Raw genomic sequence first — 21,496 nt, forward strand, 5'->3', positions numbered from 1 at the left:
TTCGGCCGGAGGGGGCGGGTGGGGTTCACAGGTCGGCGGGCGCCGGGACCGCGACGAAGACCGCGTCCACCCGGTCCACCAGCAGCACCCGCGTGCCGGTCGCCATGGGGTTCGCGTCGGCGGCGGCCCGCGCGCGCAAAAAGTGGACGTTGCCGTAGCGGTCGCGCGCCTGGACCTGACCGGGCAGACCCTGATCGAGAGGGCCGAGCGTCACCTCCGCGGTGGCGCCGACGAGATCGTCGGCGGTGACGGCGTAGCTCTCGTCCCGTGGGATCAGCCGGGCCACGGTGCGGGTCGTCAGTCGCAGCGCGGGCAGGGTCGCCCCGGCGGCCAGCGGAACGGCAGCAAGTGCGGGCAGCGGTGCGAGGAGCGCGGCGGCGAACCCCTGCAGGATCAGGCCGGCCAGCGCGAAAATGGCGAGCCCGAGGATCAGCAGGATCAGGAACGGCACCCGCCCGAGATTGATCCAGGACAGGAGGGCTGCCGGCGACAGGCCCTCCGCCGTCTCACCCACCATGATGTCGTCGTGGCCGATCACGCCGTCGAGCGCACCCGAGGCGGACTGGCCGGCGAGCAGCGACAACACTTCGACCAGCACGAGGCCGGCCATCACCAACGCGGCCAGGGTGAACGGGAACAGGCCGGGACCGACCAGCGCACTCAAGAGGGCCGGCCCTGCTTCAGCGCGGCGAGGCGCTGCTCGATGGCGTGGTCGCGGTGCAGCCGGTCGAGATCCTCGATCGAGGCGTCGGCCGCGGCGGACGCCGTGCCGGTCACCCGATCGACCGTCCGCAGCGAGCGGTCGAGCCGGCCGGCGCGGGCCGCGTCCTCGTCGCCGTAGCCGGCCAGCGGGTTGGCGGTCTTGGGGCTCGGGTGGCGCAGGAGCGCAATCCGATGCTCGGCATCGCGGCGCGCGGCGCCCGCCGCCTGCAGCGCCTTGGCGGTGGCGCCGTGACGCTCGGCCACTTCGGCGAGGCTCGAATCGATCGCCTCGATCTGACTCTCCAGATCGAGCTGCCGGGCGATGCCGGAGCGGGCCAGATCCTCGCGCCCGCTCGCCAGCGCGACCGAGAGCTTTTCGGGGAGCGCCGTCAGTTCGCCCTGGAGCTGGCCGCGGCGGGCGGTCAGCCGGTGTTCCTCGGCCTTGATCCGGCCGAGGTCGAGCCGGACCTCGTCGATCACGGCGTCGATTTCGCGCAGGGCCTGCTCGGCGACCGCGAGGGAGTTGCGATCCTCCACGGCGTCGAGCGCCGCGTTGGAGAGCCCGCCGATGATCCGGCCGACACGGGTGAGGATGGTCTCGGGCATGGTTCGGGCGTCCTCCTTCGGGGCCGGGGCGGTGACGGCGACGCCCACCTGGATCGTGAGCCCATCGCCCGTGAGGGTGAGGCGGGCGGGTGAGGCCTCGCGCCAGGGGCCGTCGTACCCCTCGACGCGGTAGGGCATGGTGCGCCGGCCGCTCAGCGTCGTCAGCGCGATCTCGGCGGCGCCCTTCACGGCAAACAGCTTGTCGTCGAGCGGCAGCGAGGAGACGCTCGCGGGGTCGGTCCCGGCGGAGAGTTGCGCGAAGTCGCGGATGCCAAGCGTCACGAGGCGGGCCGGCAGCCCGGTTTCGTCGCGCACGCGCTGGTAGCCATGCTCGATCAGGGCGACGACGTTGGCCCGCAGGCCGAATTCCGCACGTATATCGGCCAGCATCACTAGCATGCGCCGGTAAGCGTCGAGCAGCGCCCGAACCGCGTCGAGATCCTCCGCGCTGGGCAGGAGCCGGTAGGTCAATCGCGACGGGAGTGGTTCGGATCGGGTCACCGATAGGGTATAAGATACCGATTTGGTGTTTTCAAGATCGGTGCAGTCTTCGGTTGTCGGCGAGGGGGCCGATTGTTACGCCTCACAGGCTGCCTTTGATCGCCTTGGCCTGACGCGCATCCCCTCTCCCGTACGCGGGGAAAGGGGGGAGCGGTTATCGCAATGCGATGGCTCAATGACCGTTCAGCGCACCTGCCGCAGCGCCTCACCCACGATCATCGCCGCCGACACCGCGACGTTGAGCGAGCGCATCCCCGGCCGCATCGGCACGAACACGCGGGCGTCGGCCGCCGCGTGGACCGCCTCCGGTACGCCGGCCGATTCGCGGCCCATCAGCAGGCAGTCGCCGTCGCGGAAGGGGAACGCCGTGTAGGGCACGGCGCCCGCGGTGGTGGCGAGCACGAGGCGGAGGCCGGCCTCGCGCCGCCACGCCTCGAACGCGGCCCAGGAGCGGTGCCGGGTGATCGGCACCTGGTCGAGATAATCGAGGCCCGAGCGGCGCAGGTGCCGGTCGGACACGTCGAAGCCCGCGGGCTCGACGATCTCGACGGCGAGCCCGAGGCACGCGGCCATGCGGAGCATCGTGCCGGTGTTCTGCGGGATGTCGGGTTGGTAGAGGGCGAGGCGCAGCATCGGGGTCCGAACGCAGGGCGGGCCCCGCGGCATGGCGGCAGGGTTGGCCTTCGGTCAAGGAGGCTTACCTCAGCGGCTCATCCCGAGCGCCACCTCCGCCCCTGCGGGATCGAGGGCGACGCCCGGTCTCCCTCGCGCAGCGCCTTCCGACGATCGGCCGCCGCCGTCGGGTTACGCTTTGGCTCGGTACGGACAAAAACATGTTCATCGATTGGCTCGAGCGCCGCATCGACCCGTTCGCGCCCTTCGACGAGGGCCGCATGCCGCCCAAGACCGTGCTGGGGTTCGCCGCCTTCTACCTTCAGCCGATCCGCGGGGCGCTGCTGTTCCTGTTCATCGTCGCGGTGATCGCGGGCTCGATCGAGGCTTCGCTCTACCTGCTGATGCGCTGGTTCATCGATTTGATGAACACCGCCGACCGGGCCAGCGTCGTCTCCGATCACGCCGTGCCGCTGATCCTCGCGACGCTCCTGCTGGTGGTGGTGCGCCCGTTCACCATCTGGCTGCACGAGATCGCCTCGAGCCAGCTCGTGGTGCCACAATCGACCAACCAGATCCGCTGGCGCACGCACCTCTACACGCTCGGCCACTCGCTCTCGTACTTCCAGGGCGATTTCGCCGGGCGGCTCGCCAACCGCGTCGTGCAGGTCGGGCCGGCGGTGCGCGAACTCGCGGTCGTGTTCATCGACACGCTGCTTTACGTGGCCATCTACGCGATCACCGCCATCGGCCTGTTCTCCTCGATCTCGCCGTGGCTGGCGCTGCCGGTGGTCGCCTGGGTCGCGGCCTATGCCGGCCTGACCGCGTGGTTCGTGCCCCGCGCCCGCAAGCGCTCGCACAAGACCGCCGAGACCCGCTCGGCCCTGATCGGGCGGGTGGTGGACAGCTATACCAACATCCAGACCGTCAAGCTGTTCGCCCGCGACCGCGAGGAGCGGGCGGCGGTGCGGGATTCGGTCGATGTCCACACCAAGGCCTACCTGCACCAGTTCCGGCTCACCACGCTGACGACGAGCCTGCTCGGCGGCCTCAACAGCGTCCTGATCCTGTCCACGGCCGGCGTCTGCCTGATGCTGTGGCAGCGCGGCGCCATGACGACCGGCGAGGCCTCCGCCGGCCTCGCGCTCATCCTGCGGCTGATGGCGATGTCGGGCTGGGTGATGCAGACCGTGCGCGGCGTGTTCGAGAATGTCGGCGTGATCCAGGAGAGCATGCAGACCATCGCCCGGCCCCACGGCCTCGTCGATGCGCCGAATGCCGGCACGCTCGCCGTCATCGGCGGCGAGGTGCGCTTCGAGAACGTCGACTTCCATTACGGGCGGGGCGACGCCAGCATCGTCGAGGATCTCTCCTTCCGCCTCCGCCCGGGCGAAAAGGTCGGGCTCGTTGGTGTCAGCGGGGCGGGCAAGAGCACCATCGTCTCGCTGCTGCTGCGCCTGCACGATGTCGAGGGCGGGCGCATCCTCGTCGACGGCCAGGACATCGCCGCCGTCACGCAGGATTCATTGCGCCAGAGCATCGCCATGGTGAGCCAGGACACCTCGCTCCTGCACCGCTCGATCCGCGACAACATCGCCTACGGCCGCCCCGACGCGACCGATGCCGAGGTCGAGGCGGCGGCCCGGCAAGCGCATGCCCACGACTTCATCCTCGACCTCGTCGATCACAAGGGACGGCGCGGCTACGACGCCCATGTCGGCGAGCGCGGCGTGAAGCTCTCGGGCGGTCAGCGCCAGCGCATCGCCATCGCCCGCGTCATCCTCAAGGACGCGCCGATCCTGATCCTCGACGAGGCCACGAGCGCGCTCGACAGCCAAGTGGAGGCGGCGATTCAGGAGGCGCTCGACGCGCTGATGGGCGATAAGACGGTGCTCGCCATCGCCCATCGCCTCTCGACCATCGCGGCCCTCGACCGCCTGATCGTGATCGATCGCGGCCGCATCGTCGAGGAAGGGACGCATGTGGAGTTGATCCGCCGCGGGGGGCTCTACGCGGACCTGTGGCGGCGGCAATCGGGGGGATTCTTGGGGGACCGGGCCGAGGCGCCGGTGACGTAGGCGGCGCTTCCACCCTTCGCCCATCCCACCCCCTCATCCTGAGGTGGCGACGCGAAGCGTCGCCCTCGAAGGAGGGCTCCAGGAGTCGTGAGCGAGCTGGAGCCCTCCTTCGAGGCCCGCTACGCGGGCACCTCAGGATGAGGGGAATGGGTGGGAGGCGCCGCCCCTCAGACGAAAACAAGGAAAAAGAACCGTGACCCGCTCGACCGGCTTCGCCGAGACGGCCCTGCACCCCCGCCCGGCCTCGCCCTGGCGCGACGAGGTGCGCGCCACTCTGCGCCTCTCCGCGCCGCTCGTCCTCATCAACCTCGCCCAGCACGGGCTCGTCGCCTCGAACGCGATCCTGCTCGGGCGCCTGGGCGCCGAGCCGGTGGCGGCGGGGGCGCTCGCCACCAGCCTTTACCTGCTGCTGTTCATCGGCGGCATCGGCCTTACCTCCGCGGTGGCGCCGCTGGTGGCGGAAGCCGCCGGGAGCGGCCGGGCCGGCGACGCGGGCGAGGTGCGCCGCACGGTGCGGGCCGGGTTGTGGCTCGGCGCCCTGCTCGGCGCGGTGCTGATGCCGCTGCTGTGGCACACCGAGGCACTGCTCGCGCCGCTGGGCCAAGACCCCGCCGTGCTGCGCGATGCCGGCGCCTACATGCGGGTGCTGCAATGGTGGATGCTGCCCGCGCTCGCCTTCATGGTGCTGAAAGGCGCGCTCGCCGCGCTCCAGCGGCCCGGCCCGCCGCTCGCCGTGAGTCTGGCCGCTTTGCCGCTCAACATCGCGCTCGGCGCCTTCTTCGCCTTCGGTCCGCCGGGGCTCGGCATCGTCGGCGTGGCGCTCGGCACCGTCGTCACCGAATTCTTGGCGCTCGCTGCGCTGATCCTCGTGATCGGTCGCGATTCCGTCCTGCAGCGCTACCGGATGTTCGCTCGGCTCTGGCAGTTCGACGGTGAAAAACTGGGGCGGCTCGTGCGGGTCGGCGCGCCGATGGGCGTGGCGGGCGTGGCCGAGGCCGGGTTGTTCGAGGCGGCGACCATCGCCATGGGCACCTTCGGCACCGTGCCGCTCGCGGCCCACGCGGTGACGCTGCAGATCGCCGCGACCTGCTTCATGGTCCCCAACGGCATCGGGCAGGCCGCCACCGTGCGGGTCGGGCGGGCGCTGGGTGCTGGCGATTCCGCGGGCCTGCGCCGGGCCGGCGCGGTGGCGATCGGCCTCGGGCTCGCCTTCATGCTGGCCTGCGCGGCCCTGCAACTCGCCGTGCCGCGCACGCTGATCGGCCTGTTCCTCGACGCCGACGCGCCGGGCGCCGCCGCGGTGATGCCGGTCGCCGTCGGCTTCCTCGCGTTCTCGGCGCTGTTCGCGGTGTCGGACGGGGTGCAGTCGGTGGCGCTCGGCGCCCTGCGCGGGTTGCAGGACACCACGGTGCCGATGGTGATCGCGCTCACCGGCTACTGGGGCATCGGCGTGCCGCTCGGCGCCGCGCTGGCCTGGGGCGCGGGCTGGGGCGGACAGGGCATCTGGGCCGGCTTCTGCGCCGGACTGCTCGCGGTCTCGATCCTGCTCGTGACCCGCTGGCTGCGGTTGAGCGCCCGCGTCTGAAACGCGCAGCCCCGAACCGCCCCCGCGCGCGCCGGTTCAGACCTCGGCGTCACGGAAGGGGCAGGACGCAATGGCGGCGAGCGACGATCACGCGGAGATCTACAAGGACTTCAAGGCGGCCGTGAACATGACGGCCTCGGCGCTGGAAAAATTCCTCGAGACCGACGAGAGCCAGTCCGTCGGTCAGAAAAAAGATGGCGGCGAGGCGACCGGCCACAGGCAAGGCGGCCGCATCGTTGAGATGCTTCACAAGAAGAAGGCCGACCTCACCGACGACGACTACGCCCACATGAAGAAGGTCGTCGGCTATGTGAATCGCCACCTCAAGCAGGGCGGCCCGGACGACAAGGACAAGGTGAAGGACTCGCCCTGGCGCCTGTCGCTTATGAATTGGGGCCACGACCCGCTGAAGGACTGATTTTCTCCCTTACACCGGGTGGCGTGTCACGCCGCCCGCCGCCGCTCCGGATACAACCCCGCCAATCCCTCGTGGCTCGCCGCGCACACGCCCCGCTCGGTGATGATCCCGGTGACGAGCCGGGCCGGCGTCACGTCGAAGGCCGGGTTGGCCACCGGGCTGCCCGGCGAGACCACCTGCACGGTGGCAAAGCCGCCGTCCTCGGTGCGGCCGGTCAGGTGCGTGACCTCGCGGGCGTCGCGCTCCTCGATCGGAATGTCGCGCACGCCGTCGTCCAGCGTCCAGTCGATCGTCGAGAACGGCAGGGCGGCGTAGAACGGCACGCGGTTGTCGCTCGCGGCAAGCGCCTTCAGGTAGGTGCCGATCTTGTTGCAGACGTCGCCCGACGCCGTGGTGCGGTCCGAGCCTACGATGCAGATATCGACCGCGCCGTGCTGCATCAGGTGCCCGCCCGCGTTGTCGGCGATGACGGTGTGGGGCACGCCGTGGGCGTTCAGCTCGAAGGCGGTGAGCGCTGCGCCCTGGTTGCGTGGCCGCGTCTCGTCGACAAACACGTGGACCGGCACGCCCGCATCGTGCGCCACGTAGATCGGCGCCAGCGCGGTGCCCCAATCGACGGTTGCGAGCCAGCCCGCATTGCAATGGGTCAGCACGTTGACCGGGCCGCCCTTCTTGGCGGCGATCTCGGCGAGAATCTTGGCGCCGTGCTCGCCGATGGACCGGCAACTCGCCACGTCCTCGTCGGCGATCCGGGCGGCTTCCGCGAAGGCGGTCGCTTCACGCTCGGATTCGGCTGCGCGGCGCAGCACGGCGGCCGCGCGGTCGAGCGCCCAGCGCAGGTTGATCGCGGTCGGGCGCGTGGCGGCGAGCGTCGCGCAGGCCCGCTCGATCCCGGCCTCGCTCGCATCGTCGCGCATCGCCAGCGCCAGCCCGTAGGCGGCGGTGACGCCGATCAGCGGCGCGCCGCGCACCACCATGGTGCGGATCGCCACCGCCGCGTCGTCCAGGCTCGCCAGCCGCTCCAGCTCGAACGCGAAGGGCAGCCGCGTCTGGTCGATGACCGTCACGGCATCACCGTCGGGGAAGATGGTGCGGTAGGGCTGTCCGTCGATGTTCATGGCCTGCCTCTCGCACGAAGCGGCGGACGAGGCCAGCCCCACGGAACTGGAGCGCGTCACGCCACCGTCATCATCTGTCTTCGGGATGATGTCCCATCGCCCGACACTGCATTCGATTGTGGAACGCACGACCTCTTGTCCCGCGGGGACATGACAGCGACCCGATAATGAGCATTGTTGGTAGCGCCGCTGCCCGAGACAGACTCGCGCCCCGCGGCTCTGTGACGGAGGCCCCGCGATGTCCGCGCATCTCGACGACGTGAAGAAATACGCCAAAAAACCGGTCAACGAGGCCGCGGTCGCGAGCCTGGAAAAGACCTACCGGCTGGTCCTGTCGAAGCCCGATACGCGTTATGTCGCCTGCTCCGACAAGGCCGAACTGGAGACCGTGCGCAAGAACTTTTTGGAGAAGAAGCTCGGCTTGAGCGGCGACGATCTCGACGCCTCGATCAAGAGCGTCTGCGAGACCATGAAGGCGACGCGCTCGAAGTCGCGGCTGACGTTTTACTATTTGTTGGCCGAGCATCATGGGAAGCTCGATACGTTCGCGTAAGCGGTTCAGAACGCCTTCGGCAATCCAGCCTGCTTGAGAACGCCGTTGGCGGTGTGCCGTGACTTGATGGCGTGGTCGACGCCGACCTTTCGGCCGGTCTCCTCGCTGCGCCAAATCTCGTGATCGCCGCGTCCGCTGCGCCAGAACGCGAAGCCGTTCTGGCGCAGGAGCTTTTTTAGGGCGGGGGTGAAGTCCGTCACGTGCCGTGCCTCGTGATCGCTGTCACGTGCGAGACTGACACGGAAGCTCCCGTGCTTCTTACGGGACTCTACTGAGTATTTTGCCTGTCAAGGCCAAATTCACGCTGTGTACACGAAAATCAATTAAGCAGCCTCGATTCGCACCCGGTCATGCGCATAGGCAATCAGATCGACTTCGATATCGGCCGTCGTCTCGACCTCCAGCAAATCCTGAATCATCCCCGGCAGCTTGCGCCGCAGCGCGTCCAGCGTCTCGGCCTCGGTGACGAGACCGGGCACGTCCGATTCGCGCACGAACCAGACGCCGGCTTCGTCGTCCCAGGCGCAGCGGATGACCACGTGCCGGTTCATCGAACAATACTCGTCATGACCGGGGCGAGGATGACTGTGCTGCGGTTGCCGCGCAATCCCTTCGGCCGTCATTCCGGGGCCGCGGAGCGGAACCCGGAATCCACCCGTGATGCGCGGCTCTACGAACCGTCGCGGCCAGTCGTGGATTCCGGGTTCGCCTGCGGCGCCCCGGAATGACGTTGGAGTGTATCCCAAACCCTCAGCGCGCCACCCGCTCGATGAACACATCGATCGCCGCATCCGGCGCGAGGCCCAGCCGGTCGCGGATCAGTCCCGGCAACCGGCACATCAGATCCTGCATCGTCGGGGCCTCGCCGACGAGGCCGGGCACCTCCGAATCGCGCACCACGTAGAGGCCCGCGCTCTGGTCCCAGCCGCAGCGGACGGTGATCGGTTGGCTCATGGCGGGCTCCTCTTGCGTCCGGGGGAGGGGGGACGACGCGGCCGCGTCGTCCTCGGGGGGCGGATCAGAAGTGGACGGGGCGGACACGCTTCACCTGCGGGATCGCGGCGATGGCCTCCAGAACCTGCGCGGAGACCGACGCATCGATCGCCACGAAGGCGATGGCGTTGCCGCCTTCCTCCTCGCGGCCGAGGGCGAATGTGCCGATGTTCACGTCCGCCTCGCCCAGCACGGTGCCGAGCCGGCCGATGAAGCCCGGCTTGTCGAAGTTGCGCACGTAGAGCATGTGCGGCGCGAACGCCGCGTCGATGTCGATGCCGCGGATTTCGATGACGCGTGGCTTGCCGTCGTGGAACACGGTGCCGGCGGCGTCGCGCGGCATGTCCTCGGCATCGACCGTGATGCGCACCACCGATTCGTAGTCGCTGGCCCCGCCCTCGCGCTTGATCTCGTCCACGACGATACCGCGCTCCTTCGCGATCACGGGCGCCGAGACCATGTTGACGTCCTGAAGGATCGGCCGGAGCACGCCGGTCACCGCGGCCGAGGTGAGCGCGCGGGTGTTCATGCCGGCCACCGCCCCCTCGTAGGTGATGCGGATGCCCTTGATCGGTGCCTCGGTGAGCTGGCCGAGGAACGAGCCGAGTTTTTCGCAGAGCGCCACGAACGGCTTGAGGCGGGGCGCCTCTTCGGCCGAGATCGAGGGGAAGTTGATCGCGTTGGTGATGGCGCCGCTGACGAGATAGTCGGCCATCTGCTCGGCGACCTGCAGCGCGACGTTCTCCTGCGCCTCGGAAGTCGAGGCGCCGAGATGCGGCGTGCAGACCACGTTGGGGTGGCCGAACAGCGGGTTCTCGGTCGCCGGCTCGGTGACGAACACGTCGAAGGCCGCGCCCGCGACATGGCCGGAATCGAGCAGCGCGCGGAGCGCCACCTCATCGACGAGGCCGCCGCGGGCGCAGTTGACGATCCGCACGCCGGGCTTGGTCTTGGCGAGGTTCTCGGCCGAGAGGATGTTGCGGGTGCGGTCCGTCATCGGCACGTGCAGCGTGATGACGTCGGCGCGCGCCAGCAGCGTGTCGAGTTCGACCTTCTCGACGCCGAGTTCCACCGCCCGCTCCGGCGACAGGAAGGGATCGTAGGCCACGACCTTCAGCTTCAGGCCGATCGCCCGCTCGGCGACGATGGCGCCGATGTTGCCGCAGCCGATCACGCCGAGCGTCTTGCCCGTCAGCTCGACGCCCATGAAGCGGTTCTTCTCCCACTTGCCGGCTTGCGTCGAGGCGTCGGCCTGCGGGATCTGGCGGGCCAGCGCGAACATCATCGCCACGGCGTGCTCGGCGGTGGTGATCGAGTTGCCGAACGGCGTGTTCATCACGATCACGCCCTTGGCAGTCGCAGCCGGCACGTCGACGTTGTCGACGCCGATGCCGGCGCGCCCGATCACCTTGAGGTTGGGCGCCTCGGCCAGGAGCTTGCCCGTCACCTTGGTGGCGGAGCGGATGGCGAGGCCGTCGTACTGGCTGATGACGCGGGCCAGCGCCTCCTTGTCCTTGCCGAGGTTCGGCTGGAAATCGACTTGAATGCCGCGATCCCGAAAAATCTGGACGGCGGCGTCGGAGAGGGCGTCGGAGATGAGGACTTTGGGAGCGGGCATGGGAGCCTCCGGCTCTTGAGGCGCCTCGCAGAATTCCCGTTTCAGGCCGGCTTCGCTTCAAGCGCAGCCGCGCGGCGAGCGTTCTGTCGGAGACGCGAATGGGAAGGGGCGAGCGGGTTCGCCCCTCCCCCCTCTGCGGGGGAGGGTGCCCTGCGGTTGCAGGGCGGGAGAGGGGGCGACGCTCACGGATAGTGCGGAGCCGGCCCCTCACCCGACCCCCTTCGGGGGCCACCCTCTCCCGCGGAGGGGAGAGGGTTTAGCGTTGCGCTGAATTCGGCGCAGCCTCAGGCCGCCGCAGCGGCGAGCGCGGCTTTCTCCTGGGCGTACGCCCAGTCGAGCCACGGCGTCAGCGCCTCGATGTCGGACGCCTCGACGGTGGCGCCGCACCAGATGCGCAGGCCTGCCGGAGCGTCGCGGTAGGCGCCGAAGTCGAACGCCACGCCTTCCTTCTCCAGGCGGGAGACGATGCCGGCGGCGACCTTCTTGACCACCGCGTCGCCCTTGGCGAGCACGTCCGGGTCGGTGATCACGAGGCAGACGCCCGTGTTCGAGTAGGTCGCCGGATCGACGGCGAGGTGGCCGATCCAGGGGGTGCGGGCCACCCAGTCGTGAACCACCCGCATGTTGGCGTTCGCCCGCGCATGCAAAGCCGGCAGGCCGCCGATCGACTCGCCCCATTTCAGCGTGTCGATGTAGTCCTCGACCGCCAGCATGGAGGGCGTATTGATGGTATCGCCCTTGAAGATGCCCTCGATCAGCTTGCCGCCCTTGGTGAGACGAAACACCTTGGGGATCGGCCAGGCCGGCGTGTGGCTCTCCAGGCGCGCGACGGCGCGCGGCGAGAGGATCAGCATGCCGTGCGCGGCCTCGCCGCCCATCACCTTCTGCCAGGAATAGGTGACGACATCGAGCTTGTCCCACGGCAGCGGCATCGCGAAGGCGGCCGAGGTCGCGTCGCAGATGGTGACGCCGTCGCGGTCGTCGGCGATCCAGTCGCTGTGCGGGATCTTCACGCCGGCGGTGGTGCCGTTCCAGGTGAAGACGACGTCGTTGTTCTTGGTGTCGATCGCGTCGAGCGCGGGCAGGATGCCGTGCTCGGTGGTGCGGACGATCGGATCGATCTTGAGTTCTTTCAGCGCGTCGGTGACCCACTCGGCGCCGAAGGAATCCCAGGCCATGACCTCGACGGCCTTGGGGCCGAGCATCGACCACATCGCCATCTCGACGGCGCCGGTGTCGGAGCCGGGGACGATGCCGATGCGGTAATCGGCCGGGACCTGAAGGACCGTGCGGGTGAGTTCGATCGCCTGCGCGAGCTTCGCCTTGCCGGCGGCCGAGCGGTGCGAGCGGCCGAGCGCCGCGCCGGAGAGGGCATCGAGGGTCCAGCCCGGACGCTTGGTCGTGGGGCCGGACGAGAAGTAAGGCACGCGCGGACGCGCGGCGGGCTTTTGAGCCGTCATGTCATCCATCCTTCCAGATGAGCGCCTCCCGTTGGGGGGAGGTGTCCCGCCGACGGGGATGACGGATTACGGGCCGCAGCGCAAGCGGTGTTTTTCAGAATTTACACAGCGTGTTGCGGCGGTGACAGGTCGTGTGACAGTTCCGGCAAGATGTTCTTAAGAGAAACTTTTTCTAGAGTTTGTCATCGCGCAGAAGGTCGGGCCGGCGCGCGCGGGTGAGCGCGCGGCTGCGCTCCGCCCGCCAGCGAGCGATGGCCGCGTGGTTGCCGCCCATCAGCACGTCGGGGATCGCGCGGCCCTCCCATTCGCGAGGCCTCGTGTAATGCGGGTATTCGAGCAGGCCGCCCTCGAAGCTTTCGTCGACGCCGGAGGCGGGCTTGCCCATCACGCCGGGCAGCAGACGCACGCAGGCGTCGATGAGTACCAGAGCGGCGATCTCGCCGCCGGACAGCACGTAATCGCCGATCGACACCTCCTCCAAGCCGCGCCCCTCGATCACCCGCTCGTCCACGCCCTCGAACCGGCCGCAGACGATGACGGCGCCCGGTCCCTCGGCGAGCGCCCGCACCCGCGCTTGGGTGAGCGGTCGTCCGCGCGGGGACATCAGCAGGCGGGGGCGCGGATCGTCCGCAGGTGCGGCGGCGTCGATGGCGGGCCCGAGCACGTCGCAGCGCAGCACCATCCCGGCCCCGCCACCCGCGGGCGTGTCGTCGACGTTGCGGTGGCGGCCGAGCCCGTGCGCGCGGATGTTCCTCGCCTCCAGGCTCCAGGCGCCGCGCGCGAGCGCATCGCCCGACAGCGACAGCCCGAGGGGCCCAGGGAACATCTCGGGGTAGAGGGTCAGCACGGTCGCCCGCCAGGGGGACATCGTGCCGGGTTCAGCGCCGTCGCTCATGCCGCTTGATGGCGGGGGCGGGCGGGGCGGTCAATCGTGGGGCACGTGGGGGATTGCCGTTCGGCGCGCTCGTCCCATCCACTCCCTCATCCTGAGGTGCCCGCCTCGGCGGGCCTCGAAGGAGGGCTCCAGGGATCGCGCGATACGCTGGAGCCCTCCTTCGAGGCTGCGCGTCGCTCCGCACCTCAGGATGAGGGGGAGGGGTGGGAGAAGCCGGTCGAACAGCTTCTTCCGGCCCCGTCGCGCTTTGGATCGCTTCGGCTCCGCTTCGCGATGACGGGTTTGGGCTTTCTGAGGGCTCAGCGGCGGGCCTTCTGCGCCCGGTGCCGCGACAGGCGCGGTGTTCTCGGTCGCCGTTCGATGCGTCGCCCGGGCTCGTCCAGGCTCGTCGCGGGAGGCTCCGCGTCGCGGCGCATCGTACCGAACGGGTCGGGCGAGCCGACCGGGATGCCGACCGTGGCGCCCGGCATGGCGAGTGCCGCGGAGCCGGTGAGGGCAAGCGACAGGACGGTGAGAGTCAGGATTCGCATGGCTTCACGCTAACCCAAGCCAGGCTGCACGGTATCCGGCCAGCCTGTCGCGGGGTGGCACGATCCGGGCCGCCGCGGGTTGTCCGCGGATGATCCGCTTGCTCCTCGCTCTCCTGCTGCTGACCCTGCCGGCGGCCGCCGCCGAGCCGCTCGCGCCTTCCGGTGCAGACCCGCAAAAATTTCCGAAGCCGGATCGGCCGGTGGCCGAGATCGTCGCCCCCCAATGGGCCGGTGACAGGGAGCGCGACCGCGCCGACGAGGTCGGGCAGGTGGCCCGCCTGATGCGGATCGGGCCGGGGCAGGCGGTCGGCGATATCGGCGCCGGCAACGGCTATTACGTGATGCGGTTGAGCCCGGAGGTCGGACCGCAGGGGCGCATCCTCGCGCAGGACATCACGCCGGACTACCTCGCCGAGCTCGAAAAGCGGGTGGCCGCGAAGGGGCTGACCAACGTCACCGTGGTGCGCGGCGAATCGCACGATCCGCGCCTGCCGTCGGGCTCGCTCGATGCGGCCGTGCTGGTCCACATGTATCACGAGATCGACCAGCCCTTCGGCCTGCTGTGGAACCTCGCCGCGATGATGAAGCCCGGTGGGCGCGTCGGGATCGTCGATGCCGACGCCATCCCCTCGCGCCACGGCACGCCGCCGAAGCTGCTGCGCTGCGAGCTGGCGGCGGTCGGCTACCGCGAGTTGTCGATGACGACGCTCAAGGGCGGCGTGGGCTATCTCGCGGTGTTCGAGGCGCCGGCCCCGGACAAGCGGCCCGATCCCGCCGCGATCCGGCCGTGCCGGGACGAGGCGACGCGCGGGCGCTGATCAGCCCGGATCGTCGGCCGGCTTCGACCCCGGCGGCGCGAACAGGTCTTCGGGCGGGTCGGCGACGATGCGACCGCCGGGGATGTCGAGAGTCGGCACGAAGGCCTTGGTGAAGGGCAGGAGCGCGGTCGGGCCGCCGGCCGAGGGCCGAATCTCCAGCAAATCGCCGCCGCCGTAATTCGGCACGGCGACGACGGTGCCGATCGCGGTGCCGCGGCCGTCCTCGACCGTGAGCCCGATTAGGTCGGTGAGGAAGAACTCGTCCTCTTCCGCCGCCTCGCCCAGTCGGTCGCGGGCGACCGCGAGGGTGAGGCGGTTCAGCGCCTCGACGGCATTGCGGTCGGAAACGCCCTTCACCCGCACGATCAGCAGGTTCGGCGAGCCGCCGGGCGCCGGGCGAGCGTCTTCCAGCTCGACCGTGCGGCCGTCGGGCAGGCGCAAGGGGCCGTAATCCGCGATGGCCGCGGGCTCAGCCGTATAGGATTTCAGGCGCACCTCGCCGTGCAGGCCGTGCGGTCGGCCGAATTCACCGAGCAGGACGAGATCGGGATCAGGCGAGGCAGGCGGGGCCGGCTTGGCAGCGGGCTTGCGCGCGGAGGTGACGGCTTGAGGCCCCAACGGCTCGGGCCGCGCGGGTCCGCGGAAGGAGGAGCCGGGACGGCGGGCCATGCGGGATGCCTCGACAAGAAGACGGGGAGAAAAACCCTCCCCCGCGGAGGGGGGAGGGCTATAGGCGGCAGCTTACGCTGCGGCGTCCTCGGCCGGGGCGGCGGCCTTCTCGGCGCGCTTGGCGGCGCGCTCCTTGGACTTCTCGCCCGGCTCGGCCTTCTGCGGGTTGTTGCGGGCCGGGCGCTTGGCGAGGCCGGCGGCGTCGAGGAAGCGTAGGACGCGGTCGGTCGGCTGGGCGCCCTTGGCGAGCCAGGACTGGATCTTCTCGTTGTCGAGCACGATGCGGGCCGGATCGTCCTTGGCCTTCATCGGGTCGTAGGCGCCGACCTTGTCGATGAAGCGGCCGTCGCGGGGGGCGCGGGCGTCGGCGACGACGATGCGGTAGTAGGGGCGCTTCTTGGCGCCGCCGCGGGTGAGGCGGATCTTGAGGGACATCAGTCGTTCCTTTCGGTGTCTTGGGTGAGATCGACGCTTTTCGCGATCGTCTGGTGGTGCCGGATGACTTCCTTGACCACGAAGGCCAGGAACTTCTCGGCGAAATCGGGGTCGAGCTTGGCCTCGACCGCGAGATTCCTCAGGCGTTTGACCTGACGGGCCTCCCGGTCCGGATCGGAGGGAGGCAGGCCCTTGCGGGCCTTCAGCTCGCCGACCCGCTGCGTGCAGCGGAAGCGCTCGGCGAGCAGATGGATCAGCGCGGCATCGAAGTTGTCGATGCTGTCGCGCAGGCGCGCGAGTTCGGGATCGACCCCTTGCCCGGACAGAATCGTCATTTCTTCTTGCCCGGCAGGAAGCCGCCCAGCCCCGGCAGCTTGGGACCGCCCAGACCCGGCAGGCCCGGCATCTTGCCCCCCATACCCGGGGGCATCGGCGGCAGCTTGCCGCCGAACTGCTTCTCGATCTGGGCGATCTGCTCCGGCGTCGGCTCGGGCATGCCCGGCGGCATTTGCGGCATCCCGCCCGGCATGCCGCCCCCCATCCCGAACATGTTGCCGAGCGCTTGCCCGATGCCGCCGCGCTTGCCCGACCCCAGCGACTTCATCATGTCGGCCATGGTCCGGTGCATCTTGAGGAGCTTGTTGATCTCCTCGACCTTGACGCCGGCACCCGCCGCGATGCGCTTCTTGCGGGAATTCTTGAGGATATCGGGGTTCTTGCGCTCCTGCGCGGTCATCGAGGAGATGATCGCGCGCTGGCGCTTGAACATCTTCTCGTCGAGGTTGGCGCCTTCGACCTGCTTCTTGATCTGGCCCATGCCGGGCAGCATGCCCATCAGGCCGCCGATGCCGCCCATCTTCTCCATCTGGGCGAGTTGCATCGACAGGTCTTCGAGATCGAACTTGCCCTTCCGCATCTTCTCGGCGGTGCGGAGGGCCTGCTCCTGATCGATGGTCTCGGCCGCCTTCTCGACGAGCGAGACGATGTCGCCCATGCCGAGGATGCGGTTGGCGACGCGCTGCGGGTGGAACTCCTCCAGCGCATCAACCTTCTCGCCGACGCCGACGAGCTTGATCGGCTTGCCCGTGACCGCGCGCATCGAGAGCGCCGCGCCGCCGCGGGAATCGCCGTCCATCCGGGTCAGGACGATGCCGGTGACGCCGAGCCGGCCGTCGAAGGCGCGGGCGGTGTTGACCGCGTCCTGGCCGGTGAGCGCGTCGGCCACCAGCAGGGTTTCGTGCGGGTTGGTCGCCGCCTTCACCTCGGCGGCCTCGTTCATCAGGCCCTCGTCGACCGTGGTGCGGCCGGCGGTGTCGAGCATCACCACGTCGAAGCCGCCCAGACGCGCGGCTTCCATGGCGCGCTTGGCGATCTGCACGGCGGTCTGGCCGGCGACGATCGGCAGGCTCTCGACCTCCACTTGCTTGGCCAGAACCGCCAGCTGCTCCATCGCCGCGGGCCGCCGCGTGTCGAGGGAGGCCAGCAGCACCCGGCGCTTGTCGCGCTGGTTGAGGCGCCGGGCGATCTTGGCGGTGGTGGTGGTCTTACCCGAGCCCTGCAGACCCACCATCAGGATGGCGACGGGGGCGGGCGCGTTGAGGTCGATGATGCCGGCATCCGTGCCGAGCATGGTGATGAGTTCGTCGTTGACGATCTTCACCACCATCTGGCCGGGCGTCACCGACTTGAGCACGACGGCGCCGACCGCCTTCTCGCGCACCTTGTCGGTGAAGTCGCGCACCACTTCGAGCGCCACGTCCGCCTCCAAGAGGGCGCGGCGCACCTCGCGCAGGGCGGCGGTGACGTCGGCCTCCGTCAGCGCGCCGCGGCGCGTCAGCCCGGAGAGGATACCGGAGAGGCGGTCGGAAAGGCCTTCGAACATGCGTCTCGATCAGCCCGTGCTACTGGTGGAGGCCGGCATTGGCCACGCGGCGGGCGCGCAGGGCGTCCTCGAACGACGCGATCGCGCGGGCGAACTTGTCTCGGCATTCCGTGTTGCAGAAGCCCACGACGGCGCCGTTGTACAGCGTCAGCGCCTCGGCCACGATCGGCTTGCCCGACCACGGGCAGAGATCGTTGACGGCATCCTCGATGCGCAGCGTCGGGTCGTGGGCGGGCGCCATGAGCGGGCTCGGAGTTCGGCTTTCGCGCTTTCACGGCAACGACGAGTGCGCCCGAGGGCGCGGACGCGCTGTCGGACGTTGACCTCCGGCCTCTCGGACCGGTCGGCGGCTCATCGGGACGTCAAAACGTCGAAATGGAGTTCGGGCGGATAGGCGCGATGGCCCCCTAAGTCAATCCCGACGGGCCCGGCGATGTCCCGGCGGTGGGCGGTCCGCCGGAGTCAGAGCTTTACCGATCATTAAGTATAACGACGGTAAACAATCCCATGCACCGCAAGGAGGTGCCCTGAGGACTAACCCGATGTCGGAACCCGCGCGACAGACTGCGTCCCACGAATCCGCCATCCGCGGACCCGGCACCGCCGCGCCCCTGCGCGATTGGCTCGCCGCCATGCGCGCCGTGACCGAGACCCGCCCGACCGAGACACGCGCCGAGCCCGCCGCCGAGCCGGTGCTGCGTCCCCGCATCGTCGAGGCAGCCCCCATCGAACCGGAGCCGGTCGCCAAGGTCGAGATCGCCGCCGAGGACGTGCGCCCCACCCTTCAGGACAGCCGCGGCGGCTGGGCGCCCCGCCTCGTCAACGTCGCCAAGTCGGGCGAAGAGGCCGACGACGAACTCGCCGAGATCATGGCCGAGAACATGATGCTCAAGGCCAAGCTCCGTCTGGAGGCCGAGCGCCGCGACGAGCTTCAGATCCTGCTCGCCGCCGAGTTGCGCGAACTGCGCGCCCACATCGCCGAGGAAGTCGGCAAGATGGAAGACTTGCGCGCCGAGCGCGACCTGTGGCGCGCCCGCTGCGAGGCCCTGGCCTCGCCGCTGTTCCAGATCGGCCAGCGCTGAGAGTTCAGGGCTCTAACCCACAAAAGCGAAGGGCCGCTCCCTTGCCGGGAGCGGCCCTTCCATTGTCGAACCGGTCGGCCCGACGAAACCTGTCGTGATCCCGCGAATGCGTCAGGCGCAGACGAGGGAGGTAACGGTCCAGGTCGTGGTCGTCGGCGACGGCTGATGACAATGAGACACTGGATCACCTCCTTTCGTTCGTTGCTGGGAAGCCCAAGGTAGGGACGTTTTTCGGGGTGCGATAGCCCCGACGGGACTTGTCCGCTGCGTTGTCTCGCCGCGGTGCAAAAACCCACCTTTCCGGAGTGCTGGCACGCGGAGGCAGGAGCGCCTAAACAGGGCGCCCGTCTGAAACCGGTCAGTTCTCACAAGCATGTCATCCGCCGCCGCCCCGCGCGCCTCCGACGACAGCCTCGATCCGAAGGCGATGCGCGAGCCGCTGTCCAACGCGTGGTACTGCGTCGGGCAGGCCGCCAGCATCGCGGGCGGCAAGATGCGGGCGGTGGCGCTCAACGGCGAGCAGGTGGTGCTCGGCCGCGGCCAGGACGGCGCGCTGTTCGCGCTGCGCGACCGCTGCCCCCATCGCGGCATGGCGCTCTCGAAAGGCAAGTTCGACGGCGACACGCTGATGTGCCCGTTCCACGGCTGGCGCTTCGGCACCGACGGGCGCTGCCGCGACGTGCCGACCCTCTCCTCGCACGACGCCTCGGACTTCTCGCGCATCGCGGTCCAGCGCTTTCCGATCCGCGAGAGCGCGGGCTTCCTCTGGGTCAACCCGCATCTCGGCCCCGCCGACCCGACCGCCGTGCCGGCTTTGCCGGAACTCGGCTTCACACCCGCGGGCAGCCTCGTGGTGGAACTGGAGGTCGAGGCCTCGTTCGACCTGACGACGCTGAGCCTGGTCGATCCCGGCCATGTCGCCTTCGTCCACGATTCGTGGTGGTTCCGCCCGTCCAAAAAGTTGCGAGAAAAAGTAAAAACCTTCCAGCCGGTGCCGCACGGCTTCGTCATGACGAGCCACGCGACGACGAAGAGTTCGCCGGTCTATCGGCTGCTCGGCGGCGTGCCCGAGGTCGAGATCGAGTTCCGCCTGCCCGGCGTGCGGCTGGAGCGGATCGCGGCGGGCGACAAGCGGGTGGCGAACTACACCTTCGCGACCCCGCTCTCGGCCAACCGGACGATGCTGACCAACGCGCTCTACTGGAGCATGCCGGCCCTCAACCTGTTGAAGCCGCTCGCCCGCCCGCTGATGCGCCAGTTCCTGGGCCAGGACCAGCAGGTGCTTCAGCACGCCCAAGCCGGCCTCGACCGCAAGCCGACCATGGTCCTGCTCGGCCAGGGCGACCTGCCCTCGCAATGGTATTTTCGCCTGAAGCGCGAGGCGCTGGAAGCGGCCCGCGAGGGCAGGGCGTTCGACAACCCCCTGACCCGTCAGGAATTGCGCTGGCGCTCGTGAGGCGGCGGACGTCCGATCCTCGACAGGAGCCGGACAAGGCGCTTCTCCTCTCCCCACGGGGGGAGGGGACCCGCGCTCAATGCGGCTCGGTCGGCCCGGCTGATGAGGAAGACAGGTTCTCTCAGGCGCCTCGGCGGATCGATCAAGGGTCGCTACGGTGCCGATCCCGAGAATCGCACGCCGCCCGAAACCTCCCGACCCTTCACCCCGTAAACGACCCCGCGGCGCACCCGGCACCGCAGAGGGTTTTTGCGCGTGCCGAGTCCACACTACGTCGTCCGCCGCAGCCGCTCCGGGCGGTTCAACTTCACGCTGCTGTCCGAACACGGACGCATCAGCGGCGTCGTCGTCGTGCCGACCGAGAAACTCAGCCGCGAGGAGATCGAGCGCAGCGCGCGGGCCAAGATCCAGGAACTGGCCGCCGCGCTGGTCGCGGCGGTGGGCCCGCCCCCGGCGTGACGCTCAGCGCATCCCGGCGACGCGGCGGTCGCGCTTGCGCTCGGCGGCCGGCTGGTAGGCGATCTGGGCGTGCTGGGTGCAGTAGGGCAGGCCGGTGATGGCGCGGCCGCCGCAGAAGCGGAAATCCGGCTTGGTCGGGTCGCCCATCGGCCAGCGGCACATCGATTCCCGCAGGTCCATGATGGTGACGCGTTCTGACACGGCGAGCGCCACCGGCGGGGCGGCGGCCGGGGCCTGCGCGGCGGCCCGCACTGGCTCCAGCGGGAAGTCCGGCGCCGGGCGATGGGCGACGATCGCGGGCGGCTCCGGGAGGGTCGGCTCCTCGACGATCCCGGCGGCCTCGACCACCCCCTCGTCTTCAGAGCTGCGGCCGCCGACGGCGGGGCCGATCGGCTTCACCCGGCCGGCGAGGCCGAGGCGGTGCACCTTGCCGATCACCGCATTGCGGGAGACGCCGCCGAGCTGCAGCGCGATCTGGCTGGCGCTGAGCCCCTCATCCCACAGGCGACGCAGCAGCTCCACGCGCTCATCCGTCCAGCTCGGGACCGCTTCCGTCATTGCCCCCTCCACCGCGCTCCGGCCTGGGACGGCCGAAAAAAATCTTGAACCGCCGCGAGCGTCCGCCCATGGCGCAATGCCGCCTCGTGCGAACCGCCGAGGCGGCCCTGCACAGATCGGTTAACAAAACGCCGAAGACCCCCTCGGCAGTCCGGGGAGACTACAGGACAGCTCGACCGCGGAGCAAGGGTCGCGGCGGGCTAGGCCGCGGTTTCCACCAGCAATCGGCGCCCCGGCCGGCGGCGGGCGGCCGGGGAAGGGGCGGGTGGCTCGGACCATTGCCAAACCCCTGCGAAATATCGATGATTTTATAGATTCGGGTGACGGCGCCGTAACCCACACGCTCGCCCCGAGATGCCGCTCGATCGCCCGATGGAGAGCCACCCACCGTCATTCCGCGGCGCTGATAAGCGAACCCGGAATTCACCCGTGATGCACGGCGATACGAAGCTTCGCGGCCGGTCATGG

At 69.6% G+C, this 21,496-nt stretch carries 25 protein-coding genes; 8 read left to right on the forward strand and 17 right to left on the reverse strand.

Annotated elements, in window-relative coordinates; all coding sequences use genetic code 11:
• Positions 1–25 precede the first annotated feature (25 nt).
• The 3 genes from ASG52_RS10405 to ASG52_RS10415 all read right to left on the reverse strand — a co-directional run bounded on the left by ASG52_RS10405 (position 26) and on the right by ASG52_RS10415 (position 2,442).
• Positions 26–664, reverse strand: a complete 639-nt coding sequence (locus ASG52_RS10405) for an OB-fold-containig protein (RefSeq protein WP_056242639.1) — start codon at positions 662–664, stop codon at positions 26–28.
• On the reverse strand, positions 661–1,779 hold the full coding sequence (locus ASG52_RS10410; RefSeq protein WP_286159011.1) for a PspA/IM30 family protein: 1,119 nt from the start codon (positions 1,777–1,779) through the stop codon (positions 661–663). The genes ASG52_RS10405 and ASG52_RS10410 overlap by 4 nt, the downstream gene beginning before the upstream one ends.
• A 213-nt stretch (positions 1,780–1,992) precedes the next feature.
• Positions 1,993–2,442 carry a tRNA (cytidine(34)-2'-O)-methyltransferase gene (locus ASG52_RS10415; protein ID WP_056242643.1) on the reverse strand — a complete coding sequence of 150 codons (450 nt, stop codon included), beginning with the start codon at positions 2,440–2,442 and terminating at the stop codon, positions 1,993–1,995.
• A gap of 200 nt (positions 2,443–2,642) precedes the next feature.
• On the opposite strand from ASG52_RS10415, the gene ASG52_RS10420 reads away from it, so the two are divergent.
• The 3 genes from ASG52_RS10420 to ASG52_RS10430 all read left to right on the forward strand — a co-directional run bounded on the left by ASG52_RS10420 (position 2,643) and on the right by ASG52_RS10430 (position 6,502).
• Complete coding sequence (locus tag ASG52_RS10420; protein ID WP_056242645.1) at positions 2,643–4,499, forward strand: ABC transporter ATP-binding protein; 1,857 nt, start codon at positions 2,643–2,645, stop codon at positions 4,497–4,499.
• Between the two features lie 193 nt (positions 4,500–4,692).
• Entirely contained in the window at positions 4,693–6,084 is a 1,392-nt protein-coding gene (locus ASG52_RS10425; protein WP_056242647.1) for an MATE family efflux transporter, read from the forward strand.
• A gap of 70 nt (positions 6,085–6,154) precedes the next feature.
• A complete protein-coding gene (locus ASG52_RS10430) occupies positions 6,155–6,502 on the forward strand; it encodes a DUF3140 domain-containing protein (protein ID WP_056242649.1) in 348 nt (115 codons plus the stop codon).
• Between the two features lie 26 nt (positions 6,503–6,528).
• Here the strand turns inward: ASG52_RS10430 and mtnA are convergent, their stop codons facing one another.
• Positions 6,529–7,620, reverse strand: a complete 1,092-nt coding sequence (gene mtnA / locus ASG52_RS10435; RefSeq protein WP_056242651.1) for an S-methyl-5-thioribose-1-phosphate isomerase — start codon at positions 7,618–7,620, stop codon at positions 6,529–6,531.
• A gap of 238 nt (positions 7,621–7,858) precedes the next feature.
• On the opposite strand from mtnA, the gene ASG52_RS10440 reads away from it, so the two are divergent.
• Positions 7,859–8,173 (forward strand): DUF2853 family protein, encoded by a 315-nt coding sequence (locus ASG52_RS10440; RefSeq protein ID WP_056242652.1) that lies wholly within the window; start codon positions 7,859–7,861, stop codon positions 8,171–8,173.
• A gap of 5 nt (positions 8,174–8,178) precedes the next feature.
• Here ASG52_RS10440 and ASG52_RS10445 read toward each other — a convergent pair whose 3' ends face one another.
• From ASG52_RS10445 to ASG52_RS10475, 7 genes are all read right to left on the reverse strand, one after another.
• Complete coding sequence (locus tag ASG52_RS10445) at positions 8,179–8,373, reverse strand: type II toxin-antitoxin system HicA family toxin (protein WP_056242654.1); 195 nt, start codon at positions 8,371–8,373, stop codon at positions 8,179–8,181.
• A gap of 123 nt (positions 8,374–8,496) precedes the next feature.
• Positions 8,497–8,724: a DUF1902 domain-containing protein gene (locus ASG52_RS10450; protein WP_056242656.1), complete on the reverse strand. Its 228-nt coding sequence runs from the start codon at positions 8,722–8,724 to the stop codon at positions 8,497–8,499.
• A 199-nt stretch (positions 8,725–8,923) separates the two neighbouring features.
• Positions 8,924–9,127 carry a DUF1902 domain-containing protein gene (locus ASG52_RS10455; RefSeq protein ID WP_056242657.1) on the reverse strand — a complete coding sequence of 68 codons (204 nt, stop codon included), beginning with the start codon at positions 9,125–9,127 and terminating at the stop codon, positions 8,924–8,926.
• 64 nt (positions 9,128–9,191) lie between these two features.
• A complete protein-coding gene (gene serA / locus ASG52_RS10460) occupies positions 9,192–10,784 on the reverse strand; it encodes a phosphoglycerate dehydrogenase (RefSeq protein WP_056242659.1) in 1,593 nt (530 codons plus the stop codon).
• A 284-nt stretch (positions 10,785–11,068) separates the two neighbouring features.
• Positions 11,069–12,244: a phosphoserine transaminase gene (locus ASG52_RS10465; protein WP_056243193.1), complete on the reverse strand. Its 1,176-nt coding sequence runs from the start codon at positions 12,242–12,244 to the stop codon at positions 11,069–11,071.
• A 172-nt stretch (positions 12,245–12,416) separates the two neighbouring features.
• On the reverse strand, positions 12,417–13,139 hold the full coding sequence (gene trmD, locus ASG52_RS10470) for a tRNA (guanosine(37)-N1)-methyltransferase TrmD (protein WP_056242662.1): 723 nt from the start codon (positions 13,137–13,139) through the stop codon (positions 12,417–12,419).
• A gap of 299 nt (positions 13,140–13,438) precedes the next feature.
• A complete protein-coding gene (locus tag ASG52_RS10475) occupies positions 13,439–13,669 on the reverse strand; it encodes a hypothetical protein (RefSeq protein ID WP_056242664.1) in 231 nt (76 codons plus the stop codon).
• An 89-nt stretch (positions 13,670–13,758) separates the two neighbouring features.
• On the opposite strand from ASG52_RS10475, the gene ASG52_RS10480 reads away from it, so the two are divergent.
• The gene (locus ASG52_RS10480; RefSeq protein ID WP_056242666.1) at positions 13,759–14,487 is read left to right on the forward strand and encodes a class I SAM-dependent methyltransferase; all 729 of its coding nucleotides are present in this window, start codon (positions 13,759–13,761) and stop codon (positions 14,485–14,487) included.
• Here the strand turns inward: ASG52_RS10480 and rimM are convergent, their stop codons facing one another.
• The 5 genes from rimM to ASG52_RS10505 all read right to left on the reverse strand — a co-directional run bounded on the left by rimM (position 14,488) and on the right by ASG52_RS10505 (position 17,714).
• Positions 14,488–15,156 (reverse strand): ribosome maturation factor RimM, encoded by a 669-nt coding sequence (rimM, locus tag ASG52_RS10485; protein ID WP_056242667.1) that lies wholly within the window; start codon positions 15,154–15,156, stop codon positions 14,488–14,490.
• Between the two features lie 72 nt (positions 15,157–15,228).
• Positions 15,229–15,591: a 30S ribosomal protein S16 gene (rpsP, locus tag ASG52_RS10490; protein ID WP_012452566.1), complete on the reverse strand. Its 363-nt coding sequence runs from the start codon at positions 15,589–15,591 to the stop codon at positions 15,229–15,231.
• Positions 15,591–15,926, reverse strand: coding sequence for a chorismate mutase (locus tag ASG52_RS10495; RefSeq protein WP_056242672.1), 336 nt, complete (start codon positions 15,924–15,926; stop codon positions 15,591–15,593). Before ASG52_RS10495 ends, rpsP begins: the two co-directional genes overlap by 1 nt.
• The gene (ffh, locus tag ASG52_RS10500) at positions 15,923–17,473 is read right to left on the reverse strand and encodes a signal recognition particle protein (protein WP_056242673.1); all 1,551 of its coding nucleotides are present in this window, start codon (positions 17,471–17,473) and stop codon (positions 15,923–15,925) included. The genes ASG52_RS10495 and ffh overlap by 4 nt, the downstream gene beginning before the upstream one ends.
• Before the next feature lie 19 nt (positions 17,474–17,492).
• Positions 17,493–17,714: a hypothetical protein gene (locus ASG52_RS10505; protein WP_056242676.1), complete on the reverse strand. Its 222-nt coding sequence runs from the start codon at positions 17,712–17,714 to the stop codon at positions 17,493–17,495.
• A 301-nt stretch (positions 17,715–18,015) separates the two neighbouring features.
• Between ASG52_RS10505 and ASG52_RS10510 the strand changes: the two genes are divergently transcribed.
• From ASG52_RS10510 to ASG52_RS10520, 3 genes are all read left to right on the forward strand, one after another.
• Entirely contained in the window at positions 18,016–18,555 is a 540-nt protein-coding gene (locus ASG52_RS10510; protein ID WP_056242677.1) for a hypothetical protein, read from the forward strand.
• 373 nt (positions 18,556–18,928) lie between these two features.
• On the forward strand, positions 18,929–20,011 hold the full coding sequence (locus tag ASG52_RS10515) for a Rieske 2Fe-2S domain-containing protein (protein WP_056242679.1): 1,083 nt from the start codon (positions 18,929–18,931) through the stop codon (positions 20,009–20,011).
• Positions 20,012–20,266: 255 nt separating this feature from the next.
• Positions 20,267–20,470, forward strand: a complete 204-nt coding sequence (locus ASG52_RS10520) for a hypothetical protein (RefSeq protein WP_056243195.1) — start codon at positions 20,267–20,269, stop codon at positions 20,468–20,470.
• Positions 20,471–20,473: 3 nt separating this feature from the next.
• On the opposite strand, the gene ASG52_RS10525 is transcribed toward ASG52_RS10520, so the two are convergent.
• Positions 20,474–21,028: a GcrA family cell cycle regulator gene (locus tag ASG52_RS10525; RefSeq protein ID WP_056242683.1), complete on the reverse strand. Its 555-nt coding sequence runs from the start codon at positions 21,026–21,028 to the stop codon at positions 20,474–20,476.
• Positions 21,029–21,496: the final 468 nt, after the last annotated feature.

It is taken from the genome of Methylobacterium sp. Leaf456 (genome assembly GCF_001425465.1).
In the GTDB taxonomy this organism is placed as follows: domain Bacteria; phylum Pseudomonadota; class Alphaproteobacteria; order Rhizobiales; family Beijerinckiaceae; genus Methylobacterium.